Genomic DNA, 16242 nt, shown 5'->3' with positions numbered 1-16242 from the left:
CGGGGCGCACAGATGGCACCCTTTTCCCCAAGCGGGCGGAAGTGTGAAGCGCGCCGGTGGAGCTCCCTCTCCCGCTTGCGGGAGAGGGTGGGGGTGAGGGCCGGCGCCCGGGTCAGAACTTGACCTGCAACCCCGCGAACACGCTGCGCCCCGGCAGCGGCGTCAGCTCGCGGATGGTCTGCACGCTGCCGGCGTTGTAGGCCAGCTTGTTGGCCAGGTTGTCCAGCTTCAGGTACCACATCGCGTCCAAATTGCCGATGTCGAAGTGGCGCGCGATGTTCAGCCGCAGGATCCCGTAGCCGGCCGTGGGCGTGTCCAGCGCCGGCACGCGGTCCTGGCGCCTGGCGCCGCGCAATTCCGCCTGGATCAGCCACGGGCCGCGCTCCGCCTGGATCGACAGGCTGGCGCGCACCGGCGCCAGGCGCGGCAGCGGCTCGCCGGTATCGCGGTTGGTGCCGCGCACCAGGTCCAGCGTCGTGCCCAGCGTCAGGCCCCAGCCGGCCACCGCCGGCAGCGGCTGGCGGCCTTCGAGCTCGATGCCATGCATCCGCGCCCGCACGCCGCGGTACAGGTATTCGGGCACGGTCTCGGTGCCGCCGTCCTCGCCGACCAGCTCGACGCTGCGCCCGCTCGCGTCCAGCGCGATGTAGTTCGAGAAACGCGTCTGGTAGACCTGCAGGCTCCATTTGGCCTCGCCCTGCTTCCAGTGCAGGCCCAGGTCGACCGCCTTCGCGCGCTCCAGCCCGAGGTTGACGTCGCCGACCTCGAACGCGCCCGAGGCCACGTGCACGCCGTTGGCGAAGAGCTCATAGAAGGTCGGCGCGCGCTGGCCGCTGCTCAGGTTGCTCGACAGGCTGAAGCCCTGCCCCAGGTCATAGGCGCCGCTCAGCGACAGGCTCTTCGGGCTGAAGCGGCGCGTCACGGGATCACCGAAGCGTTCCTCATCACCGCCGGTCGAGGCCACGCTGACGCGCTCGGCGCGCGCGCCCGCCTGCAGGCTCCACGGGCCGGACTTGAACTGCTCGATCAGGAACAGCGCGTTGCTCCGCGTCTTGGTGCCGGGCACCAGCGCCTCCTCGCCGAGCGCGGAGAAGTCGCTCTGGTCCCACTGCCAGCCCAGCACGCCCTGCACCGAGCCCCAGCCGCCCTGGAAGGCCGCATGCGTGGCCTCGACGCGGCCGTCCTTGCCGTCGGATTCGAAGACGGTGCCGATCTCGCCACTGCCCTCCACTTCCTGATGCTTGTAGCGGCTGCTCGCGAACTGCCAGGTCACGCGAGCCAGGCCCGGCAGCGGATCGCGCCACTCGCCGGCGGTGGCCAGGCGCTGGCGCTGCATCTGGATGCGCACGTCGGGCTCGACGGTCACGCCGTACTCGTTGTGGTAGTCCTCCACCGACACGCCGGCATAGCCCTGCGAGAACAGCAGCGAGCCGCCCACCGCGCCGCTGCGGCCGTGGGCGTCGGAGTTGCGCACCCGCGTGCTGCTGCCGTCTTCGCTGGTGAAGCGCGGCACGCGCTGGTCGTCGGCGCGACGGTCGGCGGCATCGACGTGCCAGGCGAACGCGTTGCTGCCGCCGTCGAGCACGACCGCCCCGCCGCGCTCATCGGACGCGCCGCCCAGGCGCAGCTCGGCCACGCCGTTCAGGCCCGGCTGGGCCAGGCGCGGGATGCGGTTGTCGATCGCGTTGACGACGCCGCCGATCGCGTTGCCGCCGTACTGCAGCGCCGCCGCGCCGCGCAGCACCTCGACCCGCGTCAGCACCAGCGGATCGACCGGCAGCGCATGGTCGAAGCTCAGGCTGGAGGCGTCGACCGAGGCGCCGGAATTGCTCAGCATGCGGACGCGGTCACCATCCAGGCCCCGCATCGTCGGGCGGTTGCTGTTGGGACCGAAGTAGGTCGAGCCCACGCCGGCCAGGCCGTCCAGCGTGTCGCCCAGGCTCGCGCCGCGCTTGAGGGTCAGCGCGTCGCCGCTCAGCGCCTGCACCGGTGCGGCGAGCTCGCGCTGGCTCAGCGGGTTGCCGGTCACGACGACAACGTCGAGCTTGTGTTTGTGCTCGCGGGCCGCGCCACCCGCGGCGGTGTCGGCATTGGCGGCCTCACCTGTGGGAGCAGCGGCATCGGCGGTCGACGCGACGGGGGCCTGCTGGGCCCAGGCGGTGCTGGTGCCCAGCGCGAGCGCCAGGGAAATGGGAGACAGGAGGAACGGGAAACGGGGCTTGTTGGCCATGAGGACACTCTCGAGCGCCGGCGGTCGAGCACCGCGGCGCGATCAGATGCTGGCGGAGATCCCGCGGGCGCGAACGCCAGCGCCGAGGCGCGTGCCGGGCGCGCCGCCGTGCGGCGCACGGCCCCGTCGAGGGGCGTGGCGCGCAGCGCGGAACGGCGCGAGCACGGCACGAGCACGGTGCAAACGGCGCAAAGAACGTCGAGGAACGACGCCGAAGCGACGCTGAAAGGACGCGGGAAAGATCGACGGAGGTGTCAGGCGCGCGGCGGACCGCGCGCGCCCTTGCGCCACAGCTGGGCCAGCGCCGCGTCGTGCGGCGCGTCCACGTCGACCGGGAGGTCCGGCGACGGCGCGGTCCAGGCGAAGGCCTGGGCGACCGGCCCCAGCGCATGGCTGAGCTGGTCGAGCAACTGGCAGTCCGGCGTGCCGGCCGCATGGCCGAAGCTGGGCGCGGGCGTGTCCTCGCCGGCCGCCTGCGCGATCGCGATGGCGACGCGCGAGGGATGGCCGGCCGACCCGTGCAGGCTGCGGTGCACGAGGCCGAGCGCCTGGAAGCCGAGCACCGCCGCCACGCACAGCCAGATCCACCAGCGCTGCTGGCGGGTCCGGAGGGTCGCGGTCGGGCGATGCATGAGCGTGGGGTCGGTCGTGGGCGCGTTCAGCGCGCCGCGGGCACGGCCTGCGTGACGCGGTAGAACATGCCGTAGGGGTCGTCGTTGAGGACCGCCAGCTGGCCTTCGACGGTCACGACCTCCAGCGTGTAGCGCACCGGCGTCTTGCTGCGCACTTCCACCAGACCTTCAGGGCCGGCGGGCACGCAGAAGGAGCAGCTCGTCGGCACCGACGACAGCAGGAAGTGGCTCTGCTTGTCGCCCGGCTCGAGCGGCATCATGAACCCCTGGATCTTCACGGTGCGCTTGTCCAGCGCGAGCACGCCGGAGGGGAAGGTCGGGATGACCTTGCTCTTGTCCGCCTTGACCGTGACCGAGGACAGCAGCTTCCAGCTGACGACGCCCTCGACCTCCTGCAGCGGCTTGAAGGGGCTGCGGGGATCGTGGTAGCCGGGGCCCGAGCCCATCGGGATCGCGGTGCCCGGCGAGGACGCCTGGGCCCGGACCGGGTCGGCGGCGACGAAGGTGGCCGCCGCCATGCCGATCGCCACGCAGGCGAGCGCGCTTCCAGGAAGGCGCGGCATGGCGATGGCGATGACGGTTCGTGAGGACATCGGGCGTCGGGGCGTCGGCGTGAACGCGGCGTCGGCGCCGCGTGAAACGCGACATTGTGCCTCGCCTCGCCCGGCCCCCTCAACTCGCCTCGCCGATTCGCGACGCGTTGCGCCGAGCCCGTCGCGTGGGGCCGCAGCGCTCGCCCCAACTGCCCGCCGCTTGCGGTCCGCCGCTCAACGCGGCGTCTGCAGCAGCTCCGTCACGTCGAGCCGGTAACCGCGCCAGGCTGGCCAGGCCGCCGCGATCAGCGCCAGGCCCAGCGCGAGCGCCGGCACCAGCGCCTCCCAGGCCGAGACCCAGGCGCCGGAGATCCGCACCGACTGCTGCTGCGCGAGCACCGCGCCGAGCACGGCCGCGAAGCCATGGGCGAGTCCGAGCGCCAGCAGAGTCGCGAGCGAGGCCAGCATCAGCGCCTCCAGCGCGATCAGGCCGGCGACGCGGGCCGGCGTCGCACCGAGCATCCGGAGCATCGCGAGGTCGCCCTGGCGCTCGCGCACCGCGTGCAGCAGCGCCACCAGCACCGACAGCGCCGCCGCCAGCAGCAGCACACCCCCGAAGCCGCGCAGCACGTCCACGCCCACCCCCACCATGCTCAGCAGCCGCGCGGTCTCCAGCGCCGGCACCGAGGCCTGCAGCCCCGCCTGCGCGTTGACCCAGCGCGGCAGCATCACGGCGGCCAGCGGGCTGCGGTAGCGCACCAGCACCATGCTGACCTCGAGTGCGGCGTCCGCGTGAGCACCGGTGTGCTCGCGGTCGTGCTCGTGCTCGTGCTCGTGGTCCGTGGCGTGGTCGTGATCCTCGGCGCGGTCGCTGGCGTGGTCGCGGTCGCTGGCGTGGTCGTCGTGGCCCCTGCCCTTCGATTCGCGGGCCGACTTCGCCGCGTGCCCATGCGCCGCATGGGCCTCCCAGACCGAGGCCAGGTCCGTCAGCACCAGCCGGTCGACCACACCGCCCGTCGGCGCCAGGACGCCGGTCACTTCATAGGGGTGCTCGTGTTCCTCGCCGCCACCGGCCAGGCCGTGCGTGCCGTGGAACCGGTCGCCCGGCTTCAGCCCGGACTGGCGCGCCACCTCGGCGCCCAGCACTGCCTGCATGGGCCCGGTCCAGCGCCGGCCCTGGGCGAGCTCCAGCTGGTAGAGCGCCAGGTAGTCCGCCGTCGTGCCGACGATGCGATGGCCGCGGAAGCTGTCGCCCAGCGAGATCGGCACCGCCTGCGCCACCAGCGGCTGCGCCTTCAGCTGCGAGACGGTGGCGAGCGGGATGTTCCCCGTCGACTGGTCCAGGTGGAACACGCCTGCCAGCAGGATCTGCATCGGACTGCCCTTGGCACCGACCACCAGGTCGATGCCGCCGAGATCGCGCCGAAGGCCTTGCTCCAGCTGCTCGCTGACCAGCACGACGAAACCGATCGCGGCCAGGCCCAGGCTCAGCAGCATCAGGTTGAGCGCCGTCAGCATCGGACGCGCCCAGAGGTATCGCCACGCCAGGCGCGGCAGGTTCAGCGGGGACCGGCTCATGGGGTGGCGCACGACGTCGGCAGCGGCATCGCCGCGCTGCCCATGCGCGTGAGCCTCAACCGTTGCAGCGCCGGCCACTCGCTCCAGACGGCCTCGATGCGGGCGTCATGCGAGGCGATCACCAGGCTGGCGCCGTGTTCCGTCGCCACGCGACGCAGCAGCGCCAGCGTGGCGTCACAGGCCTCGTCGTCGAGGTTGGCGGTGGGCTCGTCGGCGAGCACGAAACGCGGCGCCCGCAGCAACGCTCGCGCCAATGCCACGCGCTGCGCCTGGCCCTGGCTGAGCGCATGCGGACGTCGGTCCAGCAGTGGCGCGATGCCCAGCTCGGCCAGCAGCGCCGTGATCCGGGCGTCGTCGGGCTTGAGCCCGGCGGCGACGTAAGGCAGCGCGAGGTTGTCGCGCACGCTCAGCGAGGCGCTCAGGTGCAGGCGCTGCGGCATGAAGCCCAGATGGGCGCCGCGCCAGGCGTCCCGCGCGGCCGGCGCGAGCGCGCCGACCTCCACCCCGTCCATCGCCAGGCGTCCCGCCGTCGGGGTCAGCAGTCCGGCCATCAAGGCGAGCAGCGTGCTCTTGCCGCTGCCCGACGCGCCGCGCAGCAGCAGGTGAGCGCCGCGCGGCAACTCGAAGTCGGGAAAGTGCAGGTCGGCCGCGGCGGACGCCCCGTAGCGGAAGCGCAGCCCGTGGCTCGCGATCAGCGCGGCGGCGTCCGTCGACGCCATCAGCCGGCCGCCTCGTCCTTCAGCAGTTCCTTGAACTTCTTCGCGAACTTGTCCACCTTGGGCGCGACGACGAACGCGCAGTAGCCCTGCTCCGGGTGATTGGCGAAGTAGTCCTGGTGATAGGCCTCGGCGGGCCAGTAGTTCTGCTCGGGCTGGACCTCGGTGACGACCTTGCCGCCATGGGCGCGCTGCGCCTCGTCCAGCACCTGCCGGATCACGCCCAGCTGCTCGGGCCGCGTGTAGTAGATGCCGGAGCGGTACTGCGTGCCGACGTCCGCGCCCTGGCGGTTCAACGTCGTCGGATCGTGGATGGTGAAGAACACCTGCAGCAGATCCTCGAGGCTGACGACGCGGGTGTCGAAACGCACCCGCACCACCTCGGCATGACCGGTGTTGCCGGAGCAGACCTGCTCATAGTTGGGCTGCGCGACCTGGCCGTTGGTGTAGCCGGACTCGACGCCCAGCACGCCCTTGACGCGCAGGAACACCGCCTCGGTACACCAGAAGCAGCCGCCTCCGAGGGTGATCAGGTCCTCGCCGGCCGGCAGGGAAACGGGATTCGGAGTGGTCGTCATGGCAGGTCCTCAAGGCTGGCGGGAAGTCTTCCCGCGACAGGCGGATTCAGATCGGGCGCGCGCCCCGGAAATCAAGCCCGCCAGCATAGGCGAGCGACGCCCGCTCACTGTGCGCTGAGCGCCAGATCCACGCGCGGCTGCCAGGGCTTGTCCTTGTCGGCGCCGCGCTCGTCGTCCTTCGCGTGCAGCTTCGGCGAGGCCAGGAACATGCGCGCGTTCGGCACGCCGCGCTCGATCAGCGCATCCCGCACCGCGACCGCGCGCTGCAGCGCCAGCTCCCGCAGCTGCTCGTCGGTGACGGTGTAGCTGTCCATCAGCAGCTCGCGCATCTGCTCGGCCGGGATGTCCTTGGTCAGGCCGACGAAGTTGCGCGGCTTGTTGGGCAGCTTGGCGTTGTCGTAGACGACCTTGAGCAGGCGCGCGCGCTGGGTTTCGTCCAGCGTCACCGGCGCGTCGGTCGCGGCGGAGGCCGCCGTCGCCGGGCCCACCGCCTGCCCCGCTGCCTGTGTCACCGCCGCCCGCCGCAGTTCGCGACGCCGCTCCGCCAGCAGCGCATCCTCGAGCCGCGCCGCCTGGGCCGCGCGGCGCTCGCCGGCCGGATCGACCCAGCCGGTGATGCTCAGTTGCAGCGCCGGGCGGTCCGCCAGCACCCGGGTCAGCGGCTCGAGCTTCCTCGCCGCGTCCGGCTGCAGCGCGGCCGTGCCGGGCTGGAATTCGAGCTGGCTCATCTCCGCCCCGCCGCCGCCGGACAGCAGCGAGAACGGCGACATCAGCGCCTTGGTCAGCAGGTTGACGATGAGCTTGACGACCAGCCCGCCGACGCTGAACTCCGGATCGTTGAGCGAGCCGCTGACTGGCAGGTTGACGTCGATCACGCCATCCCGGTCCTTGAGCAGCGCCACCGCCAGCTTGACCGGCAGCTTGGTCGCGGTCGGGCTGTCGATGCGGTCGCCGAAGGTCAGCTGGTTGAGCACGATCTTGTTGTCGGCCTGCAGCCGGCCGCCCGGCTCGATCTCGTAATGGACGCGCGTCGAGAGCTTGCCGCGCTCGATCGCATAACCGGCGTACTTGCCGGCATAGGGCGACAGCGGCGCGAGCTCGATGTCGGTGGCGCTGGCGGTGATGTCCAGCGCCAGCGGCGCCCCGCTCGGGTTCAGGCGGCCGCTGATGTCCAGCAGCCCGGTGCCCTCGACCTTGCCCTTGAGCTGCAGCGGCGCCATCTCCGCCGAGCCCGCCGAGAACGCGCCCAGCGTGCCGGTCAGTTCGCTCAGGTTGGCGCTGTAGTTGGGCTTGATGAACCGGTCATTGAAATCGACCTTGCCGCCGTTGAGCCGGGTCTCGGCGATGCTGAGCCGCAGCGGCGGCTGCCCGGCGGCGGACGAGGCGGCCGCGGCACCGGTGGCCGGCGCGGGCGCCGAGGTGGCCTGCGCCACCGTCGCCGCCACCGGGGCCGAGGCCGCCGCCGTGCCGGCCACGGCGGCCACCGCCTGCCCCTGCTCGGTCTGGTTCAGGTCGCGCAGGTTGAGACGCCCTTGCTCGTTGACGATCAGCCGGGCGTAGAACTCGTCGAGCACCGCCTGCTGGATCTTCAGGTCCGGCGTGCCGCCCGCCGCGAGCGCCAGGCTCAAACCACCCAGCTTCAGCCCCTGCCAGCTCAGCAGTTCCTCGGCCGAGCGCCGCCGGCCGTCCTGCAGACGGGCCTGGCGCAGGCGCAGATCGGCGATCAGCAGGTCGCCGCCAGCCGCGACCGACGGCCCCTTGGGCGTCTCGGCCAGCTCGAAGCTGCCGCGCATCGAGCCCTCGGCCCGCTGCAGGTGGATGCCGATCGACGGATCGAGGTAGGGATCGGCCCAGTGCAGCGGCAGGTGCTCGGCGCTGACTTTGCCGGACAGCTTCAGCGGCGCCAGCGCCAGTTGGCCGTCCCAGCGGAACTTCGGGACCTCGCGCTGGTTGCGCCGCGTGGCGTCGGGCCGGCGCAGGGTGGCGCTCAGCTGGACCGGCATCGGCTTGCGCAACTGCCGCCCGTCCCACTCGAGGCCGGAGAGCTTCAGCGCCAGTTCCTGCAGGCCGATCGGCCGGGCCGGTTCGTCGTCGAGCACATGCGTGGCCAGGTCCAGCAGCGTCGCGCTGCCGCCCTCGACGGTGACCTCGGCCACCTGCGCCGTCCACGGCGCGGGGACCGGTGCGGCCGCGACCTCACGGTGTTCGGGCGCATCCAGCGTCAGGCGATCGCCCCGCGTTTCTGGCGCGCGCTGGCGCGAGGCCGTCGCGGCACCCGCGCCCTGGGACGGCGCCGACGCGGCCATCCAGGCCTCCCAGCTCCATCGGCCCGCCTTGTCGCGCCCCAGATGCGCCTGCGGCGCCACCAGCGCCAGCTTGCCGGCGCTCAGCCGGCGGCCGTCGAGGGCCAGTTCCGCCTGATCCAGGCTCAGTTGCTTGAGCGCCAGCACCGGCTGTTTGCCATCGGCGATCTCCACGCCGTCCAGGCTCAGCCCCTTCAGCGACAGCTTGACGTCCTCGCCGCCGGGACCGGCGCGCACGGCGCCCTGCGTTGCGAATCGGCCGCGCACGGCCAGCGGCGTCGCCGCCTTCAGGTAAGGCGCGAGCCCGTCCAGCGCCAGGTCCTTCACGGCCCAGTCCAGCGCGATGCCGGCCGCGCCGACCTGGCCCTTGCCGGAGAACGTCGCGGGCGACGCCGCGCCGTCGGCGCCCAGGGTGGCGGTGATCTCGACCGGCGCCGCCTTCGCCGCCAGCGGCCAGTTCAGCCCGCTGCCGGTCACGCTCAGGGCGTCCACCCGCCAGCGGGCGGCCGGACGCAGCGTCTCATCGGTCCAGCCGACACGGCCGCCTTCCAGCGCCAGGCGCTGGACGCCGACGCGCCACGGCGCCGCGGCGGTTCTGGAGGCACCGGCCGCCGAGGCGGCGGCTGCGGGCTCCGGCGGCTTCGGCTCCGGCGGCATGTCCGGCAGCCACAGCCGGCCTTGCGCGTCGCGCCCCATCAGCAGCTCGGGCTGCTTCAAGGTGACCGCGCCCAGCATCACCTGCCGCTTCAGCGGCTGGACGTCGGCCAGGTCGACGGTCAGCGCCTGCCAGCGCAGCCAGTCCGCCCAGACGCCGTCGCCGGCGCCACGCTGCAGCGACAGGTCGCGCAGCGCGGTGCGGCCGCTGATCTTGACCTCGGGCGCCTGCCCGGGCGGCTGCTTGAAGTCGAGCGTCAGTTGCGTGTCGAGCCGGCCCTGCGCCAGGCGCATCGGCAGCGACTTGGGCCAGTAGGCGCGATAGGCCGACAGGTCCAGCGCGTCGAGCTTGACGGTCATGCTCGCGCTGCGGGTGTCCGCGAACGGCTGCGCCTGGCCTTCGCTCTGGAATCCCACGCCGTTCAACTGCCCGGACAGGCGCGGCTGCACATGCACCTCGACATCCGCGTCGAGCGTCGACAGGAAAGGGATGCCCAGGTGCAGCGCCTTGAGCTCGTGGACCATGCCGGCGGTCCGGTCGTCCAGGCGGAATTCGCCGTCGGTCAGTTCGATGTTGTAGAGCGCCGCCTCGGTCGGGCCGTCGTCCGGCGACGACGGCGTCTTCGGCGCCCCGGCCAGCCGGGCGAGGATGTCGTCCAGATCGGTCTTGCCGTCCGGCAACAGCGCGACGCGTCCACGCGGCGCCTCCACCGTCAGCGAGGACAGCACCGGCGCCAGGTGCCAGAGCGAGCGCGGCGACAGGGCCGCCCGGACACGACGCACCTCCAGCAGCGGCGGCGCCTGCGCCGCGGGGCCGGCGATCTTCAGGTCCTCCAGCGTCAGCGCCAGCCGCCACGGCGTGAAGCTGGCGCGGCCGAGCGTCACCGTCCGGCCGAGTTGCTCCGTCGCGATCCGCACGCCCGCCCGCTCGATCCACATCGGCAATGCCATCCACGCGACCAGCAGCAGGGCCACGAGGAACAGCACCAGGCCCACGAGCGCGCGCAGGACGCGCCGGGGCCAGACGGGAAGAGCGGAGAAGAACACGGGCGCAGCCGGCCGGGACCGGTCGAATCGTCAAGGAAGCTGATTATGCTGGCGGGCCTCAACACCTGACACCCATCCCCGGCTCCCGATGAACGACCTGATACACGCGGTCGCTGCTTTCCTCCTGCCACCCACCGGCGCCTTTCCGCTGCTGCTGCTCGCCTGGTGGCTGCGGCATCGCCGGCGGTGGTTGTCGGGCGCGCTCTTCGCGGCCGGGCTGGTCGCGGTCTGGATCGGCAGCACCGAACTGGGCGCGCTGTGGCTGCAGCAGCGCCTGCTCGGCCCGCAGCAGGCCGTGCAGATCCAGCGGCTCCAGGACATCCCGCCGCGGGACAGCGTCATCGTCGTGCTCGGCGGCGGCGCCCGCCGGCTGATGCCGGAGTACGGCAGCGCGCAGCTCAAGCCGGCGTCGATCGAACGGCTGCGCTACGGCATCTGGCTCTCGCGCCGCACCGGCATCCCGCTGATCTTCACCGGCGGCACGCCGCGCGACGAGCCCGGGGACCGCATGACCGAGGCCGCGCTGGCCGAGCGCACCGCGGCGCAGGAGTTCGGTTTCAAGCTTGCCGCGAAGGAGGATCGCGCCACCGACACCCGCGAGAACGCGCGCTACACCGCCGAGCTGCTCCGCGGCCAGCCCGTGCGCCGCGTCGTGCTGGTCACGCACGACGTCCACATGCGCCGGGCGCTGCGCGCCTTCCGGGAGGAACTGCCGCCCGGGGTCGAGCTGGTGCCAGCGCCGATGGGCCTGGCGCTGTCCGGGTTCGAATGGCGCGACCTGCTGCCGTCGCAGGACGGCACCGCCCGCGCGCGCTACCTGGGCTACGAATGGCTGGGCTACCTGGCCGGCCACTGAACGGGCCATCCGCCGGGCCGGGATCGCGCAGCCACTCCAAATAGAAACCCCCTCCTCGCCGGGCATCCCGGACGGGAGGGGGTGGGCGGACCAGCCGCCTTTGGGGCTCCGCGGCGATCTGCCGCAGGGCTCCTGGCGCGCAGAGACTGCGCCAGAGGAAGTGCCGGAAAGGCCTGACAACCTTAGGTGGGCCATCCGGCCTATTCAAGCCGCGCCCCCTAGGAATCAGGACATTCCTAGCCCCCGAACAAACGCTGATAGAGATCCGCCGCGCGGGCCTTGTGCTCGGCCGGCATCTCGATGACGCGACCCCATTCGCGACTGGTTTCGCCCGGCCATTTGTTGGTCGCGTCCAGGCCCATCTTCCCGCCCAGTCCGCTGACCGGCGAGGCGAAGTCCAGGTAATCGATCGGCGTGCCCTCGACCAGCGTCGTGTCCCGCACCGGATCCATGCGGGTCGTGATCGCCCAGATCACGTCCTGCCAGCTGCGGATGTCCACGTCCTCGTCCACGATCACGATGAACTTGGTGTACATGAACTGGCGCAGGTAGCTCCACAGGCCGAACATCAAGCGCTTCGCATGGCCCGGGTACGCCTTCTTGATCGAGATCACCGCCATCCGGTAGCTGCAGCCCTCCGGCGGCAGGTAGAAGTCGACGATCTCCGGGAACTGCTTCTGCAGGATCGGAACGAACACCTCGTTCAGCGCCACGCCCAGCACCGCAGGCTCGTCGGGCGGCTTGCCGGTGTAGGTCGAGTGGTAGATCGCGCCGTCGCGCTGGGTGATGCGGTTCACCTCGAACACGGGGAACCAGTCCTGCTCGTTGTAATAGCCGGTGTGGTCGCCGTAGGGCCCCTCCAGCGCGTGCAGGTAGCCGCCCTTCTCCTTGAGCGGGATGCCGTCCTCGCTGTGGCCGGTGAAGCCGGGCGCCGCCGGCGGGATGTGCCCCTCCAGCACGATCTCCGACGTCGCGGGCACCTGCAGCATCCGGCCGGCCTCGCCGACCTGCGTGTCGGCGACCTCCGTCCGCGAGCCGCGCAGCAGCCCGGCGAACTGGTATTCGGACAGGGTGTCCGGCACCGGCGTCACCGCCCCGAGCGTCGTCGCCGGGTCCGCGCCCAGCGCCACCGCGATCGGGAAAGGCTGTCCCGGATTCGCGATCGCGAAGTCGCGGAAATCGAGGGCGCCGCCGCGATGCGCCAGCCAGCGCATGATCAGCTGCCGGCGGCCGATCAGCTGCTGTCTATAGATACCCAGGTTCTGGCGCAACCGGGGGTTGGCGATCCGCTGCGGTCCGCGCGTCACCACGAGGCCCCAGGTCAGCAGCGGGCCGACGTCGCCTGGCCAGCAGGTCTGGATGGGCAGCTGCTTGAGGTCGACGGCCGCGCCCTCGACCACCTGTTCCTGGCAGACCGGCCGCTTGACCAGCGCCGGCTTCATGTCCCACAGCGCCTTGCCCATCTGCGCCAGCTTGCCCAGGTCGCGCATGCCGCGCGGCGGTTCCGGCTCCTTGAGCGTCGCCAGCAACTGGCCGACCTCCCTCAATTGGGTGGTCGACTCCGCGCCCATGCCCAGCGCCACCCGGCGCGGCGTGCCGAACAGGTTGGCCAGCACCGGCATGCGATGGCCGGTGGGCCGCTCGAACAACAAGGCCGGCCCTTCCGCCCTCAGCACCAGGTCGCTGAGGGCCGTCATCTCCAGCACCGGCGACACCGGATCGGTCACCCGACGCAGTTCCCCCATGCCTTCCAAAGCGCCCACAAAGTCACGCAGATCTCGGTACTTCATAACCAAAAGTTTTGATGAACAAGGCCCATACTATTGACGGGTTATTGTTGATCCATAGAATCGCGCCCTGCCCTGGCCCCCAGGGTTATCCCGGTCTTCGCCTTGGGACGGCGAAACCGGTCCGCTGCCAATGGACGCTGGATCGCCCGTCTGTCGCGCCAAGCGCCCGGAGCCCTCTGAGAGCCCTCCGAGCCGCCGACAACGCCCGAACCGGCCCATTATCGCCACCCCCAAGGGTGCGTCCGACGAGTGAACGCGATCTGCGACTCGTCCCGCACACACCGGGCGTGGTCGGAGAAAGGAGTCGCATGACAGCGCGTTCGGACCTGCTATCCCTCCCCCGCCAGGCGCGTGCCGCCCTGGTGCTGTTCATCAAGGACATCGGCCAGGGTTTGCTGGTCGTCAGCCACAACACGCTCGCCCTGGTGGGCTTCGCCGTCGTCGCCGTCGGGCTGGTCTTCGCCAGCCAGGCCGACCTGCGCCAGCAACTGGAAGGCCAGGTGCTGGGCTGGCTCAACGCCCGCCACGAGGCGCGCGTCGAGGCTTCCGGCGACGTGCTCGCGCTGATGGCCGAGCCCGAGGCGATCACCCGCGCCACCGCGGTCGATCCCAAGGAACTGACCCGCCAGCAGGCACTGGTGGCGAACTACCTGGCGCGCCGCTACCGCGTCGCGCCCGAGCCGGTCAGCCGCCTGGTCAAGGAAGCCTGGGACGTGGGCCAGCGCGCGCGCGTCGATCCCACGCTGATCCTGTCGATCATGGCGATCGAATCGGGCTTCAACCCCTTCGCCCAGAGCGCCGTCGGCGCGCAGGGCCTGATGCAGGTGATGACGCGCGTCCACGACGACAAGTACGAGGCCTTCGGCGGCAACCTGGCCGCGTTCGACCCGATCACCAACCTGCGCGTCGGCGTGCAGGTGCTCAAGGAATGCATCCAGCGCGCCGGCAGCCTCGAGGAAGGCCTGCGTCGTTACGTCGGCGCCACCAACCTGCCCGACGACACCGGCTACGCCGCCCGCGTGCTGGCCGAGCAGGACCTGCTCAAGGCGGTGGTCCAGGGTCGCAACGTCAGCCCGTCCGCGCCGCGCCCGATCCGCGAGCCGGCCTCGGCGCCGGCCACCGGCGGCGAGCAGGTCGCGATGACCGCCGTGATGCGCTGATCCAGCCACCGCGCCTCGAAAAAACGGGTTCCTCGGAACCCGTTTTTTCATTGGTGCGTCGGCGTGCCTCCAGCCAGGAACAATGTCACGACCCGCGCCGTGCCCCGCTCCGGTGCGGCTACACTGCACGCTTCGCGCAACTGGCGATCAGGGCGCCCTGTCCGGTGATGATTCCTTCACCGCGCAGGCGTCGCCCGAGGTGGGTCACCACCGGGAAGCGCGAACGGCCGGGGTCTCCTCCGGCTGTCCGTGCCGTTCGCCTGGGCCGCCGTCGTTCCGGCATCCGTCGCCGCATCGCGCCCCGCGATCGCGCCGATGCGCCGCCGGGCGGGCGGCGCCAACCCTTGAGCCGACATCAAATCATGTTTGACCGCACCCAACAGACCCTCGCCAACGTCGACGCCGAAGTCTTCGCCGCCATCCAGCAGGAGAACCAGCGGCAGGAAGAACACATCGAGCTGATCGCCTCGGAGAACTACACCTCGCCGGCGGTCATGGCCGCGCAGGGCAGCCAGCTGACCAACAAGTACGCCGAGGGCTATCCCGGCAAGCGCTACTACGGCGGCTGCGAATACGTCGACGTCGTCGAGCAACTGGCGATCGATCGCCTCAAGCAGCTCTACGGTGCCGAGTTCGCCAACGTGCAGCCCAACAGCGGCTCGCAGGCCAACCAGGGCGTGTTCTTCGCGCTGCTGCAGCCGGGCGACACCATCATGGGCATGAGCCTGGCCGAAGGCGGCCACCTGACCCACGGCATGGCGCTGAACATGAGCGGCAAGTGGTTCAACGTCATCTCCTACGGCCTGGACGCCAAGGAGGAGATCGACTACGACGCGATGGAAGCGCTGGCGCGCGAGAAGAAGCCCAAGCTGATCATCGCGGGCGCCTCGGCCTACTCGCTGCGCATCGACTTCGAGCGCTTCGGCAGGATCGCCAAGGAGATCGGCGCCTACTTCATGGTCGACATGGCGCACTACGCCGGCCTGATCGCCGCGGGCGTCTACCCGAACCCGCTGCCGCACGCGGACGTGGTGACCTCGACGACGCACAAGAGCCTGCGCGGCCCGCGCGGCGGCATCATCCTGACCAACGACGAAGCGATCGCCAAGAAGATCAACTCGGCGATCTTCCCCGGCATCCAGGGCGGTCCGCTGATGCACGTCATCGCCGGCAAGGCGGTGGCCTTCAAGGAAGCGCTGTCGCCGGAATTCAAGGCCTACCAGCAGCAGGTCGTGGCCAACGCCAAGGTGCTGGCGCAGACGCTGATCGAGCGCGGCCTGCGCATCGTCTCCGGCGGCACCGAGAGCCACGTGATGCTGGTGGACCTGCGTCCGAAGAACCTGACCGGCAAGGAAGCCGAGGCCATCCTGGGCGCCGCCCACATGACCTGCAACAAGAACGGCATCCCCAACGACCCGCAGAAGCCCATGGTCACCAGCGGCATCCGCCTGGGCACGCCGGCGATGACCACCCGCGGCTTCAAGGAGGAGCAGGTCCGCGCGACCGCTCACCTGATCGCCGACGTGCTGGACAACCCGCATGACGAGGCCAACCTGGCCCGCGTGCGCGACAAGGTGGCCGAACTGACCCGTCAGTTCCCGGTCTACCGCTGAGCGGAGCCCGCGGCGCATGCGTTGCCCCTTCTGCGGTCACGGCGACACGCAAGTCTCGGAGACCCGCGAATCGGATGAAGGCGACGTGGTGCGTCGCCGCCGGCGCTGCCAGTCCTGCGACAAGCGCTTCACGACCTACGAGCGCGCGGAGATCGCGCTGCCCATGGTCGTGAAGAAGGACGGCACGCGCGCCGACTTCGACATGGGCAAGCTGCGCGCGTCGATGACGCTGGCGCTGCGCAAGCGTCCCGTCAGCATCGAGCAGATCGACGCCGCGCTGGAACGCATCCAGGAGAAGCTGCTGAGCAGCGGCGCCCGCGAGATCCCGTCGACCAAGCTCGGCGAGCATGTGATGCGCGAGCTCAAGCGCATCGACAAGGTGGCCTACGTGCGCTTCGCATCGGTGTACCGCTCGTTCGAGGACGTCGACGAGTTCCGGCAGCTGATCCGGGACATCTGACTCCCCCAAAAGCCGGCCCCCTTCAGCGGGCCGGCTTTTCCCACCTGAAGGCGAAGCGCCGCGACGCGCGTCTCCCTAGAGTTCCTGCAACT

At 71.2% G+C, this 16242-nt stretch carries 12 protein-coding genes and 1 riboswitch; of the genes, 4 read left to right on the top strand and 8 right to left on the bottom strand.

The genetic code is table 11. The annotated features are described in order from the left end of the window. Positions 1-112 precede the first annotated feature (112 nt). From FHT38_RS08855 to FHT38_RS08825, 7 genes are all read right to left on the bottom strand, one after another. A complete protein-coding gene (locus tag FHT38_RS08855; RefSeq protein WP_183491323.1) occupies positions 113-2230 on the bottom strand; it encodes a TonB-dependent receptor in 2118 nt (705 codons plus the stop codon). A gap of 254 nt (positions 2231-2484) precedes the next feature. Then, positions 2485-2862 (bottom strand): hypothetical protein, encoded by a 378-nt coding sequence (locus FHT38_RS08850; protein WP_183491321.1) that lies wholly within the window; start codon positions 2860-2862, stop codon positions 2485-2487. Positions 2863-2888: 26 nt separating this feature from the next. Beyond that, entirely contained in the window at positions 2889-3455 is a 567-nt protein-coding gene (locus FHT38_RS08845) for a DUF3299 domain-containing protein (protein WP_255488633.1), read from the bottom strand. A 174-nt stretch (positions 3456-3629) separates the two neighbouring features. Then, positions 3630-4973 carry an ABC transporter permease gene (locus tag FHT38_RS08840; RefSeq protein ID WP_183491319.1) on the bottom strand — a complete coding sequence of 448 codons (1344 nt, stop codon included), beginning with the start codon at positions 4971-4973 and terminating at the stop codon, positions 3630-3632. Further along, entirely contained in the window at positions 4970-5692 is a 723-nt protein-coding gene (locus FHT38_RS08835; protein ID WP_183491317.1) for an ABC transporter ATP-binding protein, read from the bottom strand. Before FHT38_RS08835 ends, FHT38_RS08840 begins: the two co-directional genes overlap by 4 nt. Then, the gene (msrA, locus tag FHT38_RS08830; protein WP_091724389.1) at positions 5692-6267 is read right to left on the bottom strand and encodes a peptide-methionine (S)-S-oxide reductase MsrA; all 576 of its coding nucleotides are present in this window, start codon (positions 6265-6267) and stop codon (positions 5692-5694) included. Before msrA ends, FHT38_RS08835 begins: the two co-directional genes overlap by 1 nt. A gap of 104 nt (positions 6268-6371) precedes the next feature. Continuing rightward, on the bottom strand, positions 6372-10271 hold the full coding sequence (locus tag FHT38_RS08825) for a DUF748 domain-containing protein (RefSeq protein WP_183491315.1): 3900 nt from the start codon (positions 10269-10271) through the stop codon (positions 6372-6374). An 88-nt stretch (positions 10272-10359) separates the two neighbouring features. Between FHT38_RS08825 and FHT38_RS08820 the strand changes: the two genes are divergently transcribed. Continuing rightward, positions 10360-11127, top strand: coding sequence for a YdcF family protein (locus FHT38_RS08820; RefSeq protein ID WP_183491313.1), 768 nt, complete (start codon positions 10360-10362; stop codon positions 11125-11127). A gap of 236 nt (positions 11128-11363) precedes the next feature. Here the strand turns inward: FHT38_RS08820 and FHT38_RS08815 are convergent, their stop codons facing one another. Then, complete coding sequence (locus tag FHT38_RS08815) at positions 11364-12917, bottom strand: UbiD family decarboxylase domain-containing protein (protein WP_147241652.1); 1554 nt, start codon at positions 12915-12917, stop codon at positions 11364-11366. A 308-nt stretch (positions 12918-13225) separates the two neighbouring features. On the opposite strand from FHT38_RS08815, the gene FHT38_RS08810 reads away from it, so the two are divergent. The 3 genes from FHT38_RS08810 to nrdR all read left to right on the top strand — a co-directional run bounded on the left by FHT38_RS08810 (position 13226) and on the right by nrdR (position 16150). Continuing rightward, on the top strand, positions 13226-14077 hold the full coding sequence (locus FHT38_RS08810) for a lytic transglycosylase domain-containing protein (RefSeq protein WP_091724385.1): 852 nt from the start codon (positions 13226-13228) through the stop codon (positions 14075-14077). Between the two features lie 126 nt (positions 14078-14203). After that, positions 14204-14350, top strand: a riboswitch (ZMP/ZTP riboswitch). 89 nt (positions 14351-14439) lie between these two features. Beyond that, positions 14440-15690 carry a serine hydroxymethyltransferase gene (glyA, locus tag FHT38_RS08805; protein WP_183479218.1) on the top strand — a complete coding sequence of 417 codons (1251 nt, stop codon included), beginning with the start codon at positions 14440-14442 and terminating at the stop codon, positions 15688-15690. Between the two features lie 16 nt (positions 15691-15706). Next, positions 15707-16150, top strand: a complete 444-nt coding sequence (gene nrdR / locus FHT38_RS08800; protein ID WP_091724383.1) for a transcriptional regulator NrdR — start codon at positions 15707-15709, stop codon at positions 16148-16150. Positions 16151-16242: the final 92 nt, after the last annotated feature.

It is taken from the genome of Mitsuaria sp. BK041 (assembly GCF_014193085.1).
Lineage (GTDB): Bacteria > Pseudomonadota > Gammaproteobacteria > Burkholderiales > Burkholderiaceae_C > Roseateles.
This window is presented reverse-complemented; position numbering and strand designations above follow the sequence as displayed.

Coding starts and splice junctions, on each gene's coding strand:
- FHT38_RS08855 (WP_183491323.1), bottom strand. CDS start 2,230: ATGGCCAACAAGCCCCGTTTCCCGTTCCTCCTGTCTCCCATTTCCCTG.
- FHT38_RS08850 (WP_183491321.1), bottom strand. CDS start 2,862: ATGCATCGCCCGACCGCGACCCTCCGGACCCGCCAGCAGCGCTGGTGG.
- FHT38_RS08845 (WP_255488633.1), bottom strand. CDS start 3,455: ATGTCCTCACGAACCGTCATCGCCATCGCCATGCCGCGCCTTCCTGGA.
- FHT38_RS08840 (WP_183491319.1), bottom strand. CDS start 4,973: ATGAGCCGGTCCCCGCTGAACCTGCCGCGCCTGGCGTGGCGATACCTC.
- FHT38_RS08835 (WP_183491317.1), bottom strand. CDS start 5,692: ATGGCGTCGACGGACGCCGCCGCGCTGATCGCGAGCCACGGGCTGCGC.
- msrA (WP_091724389.1), bottom strand. CDS start 6,267: ATGACGACCACTCCGAATCCCGTTTCCCTGCCGGCCGGCGAGGACCTG.
- FHT38_RS08820 (WP_183491313.1), top strand. CDS start 10,360: ATGAACGACCTGATACACGCGGTCGCTGCTTTCCTCCTGCCACCCACC.
- FHT38_RS08815 (WP_147241652.1), bottom strand. CDS start 12,917: ATGAAGTACCGAGATCTGCGTGACTTTGTGGGCGCTTTGGAAGGCATG.
- FHT38_RS08810 (WP_091724385.1), top strand. CDS start 13,226: ATGACAGCGCGTTCGGACCTGCTATCCCTCCCCCGCCAGGCGCGTGCC.
- glyA (WP_183479218.1), top strand. CDS start 14,440: ATGTTTGACCGCACCCAACAGACCCTCGCCAACGTCGACGCCGAAGTC.
- nrdR (WP_091724383.1), top strand. CDS start 15,707: ATGCGTTGCCCCTTCTGCGGTCACGGCGACACGCAAGTCTCGGAGACC.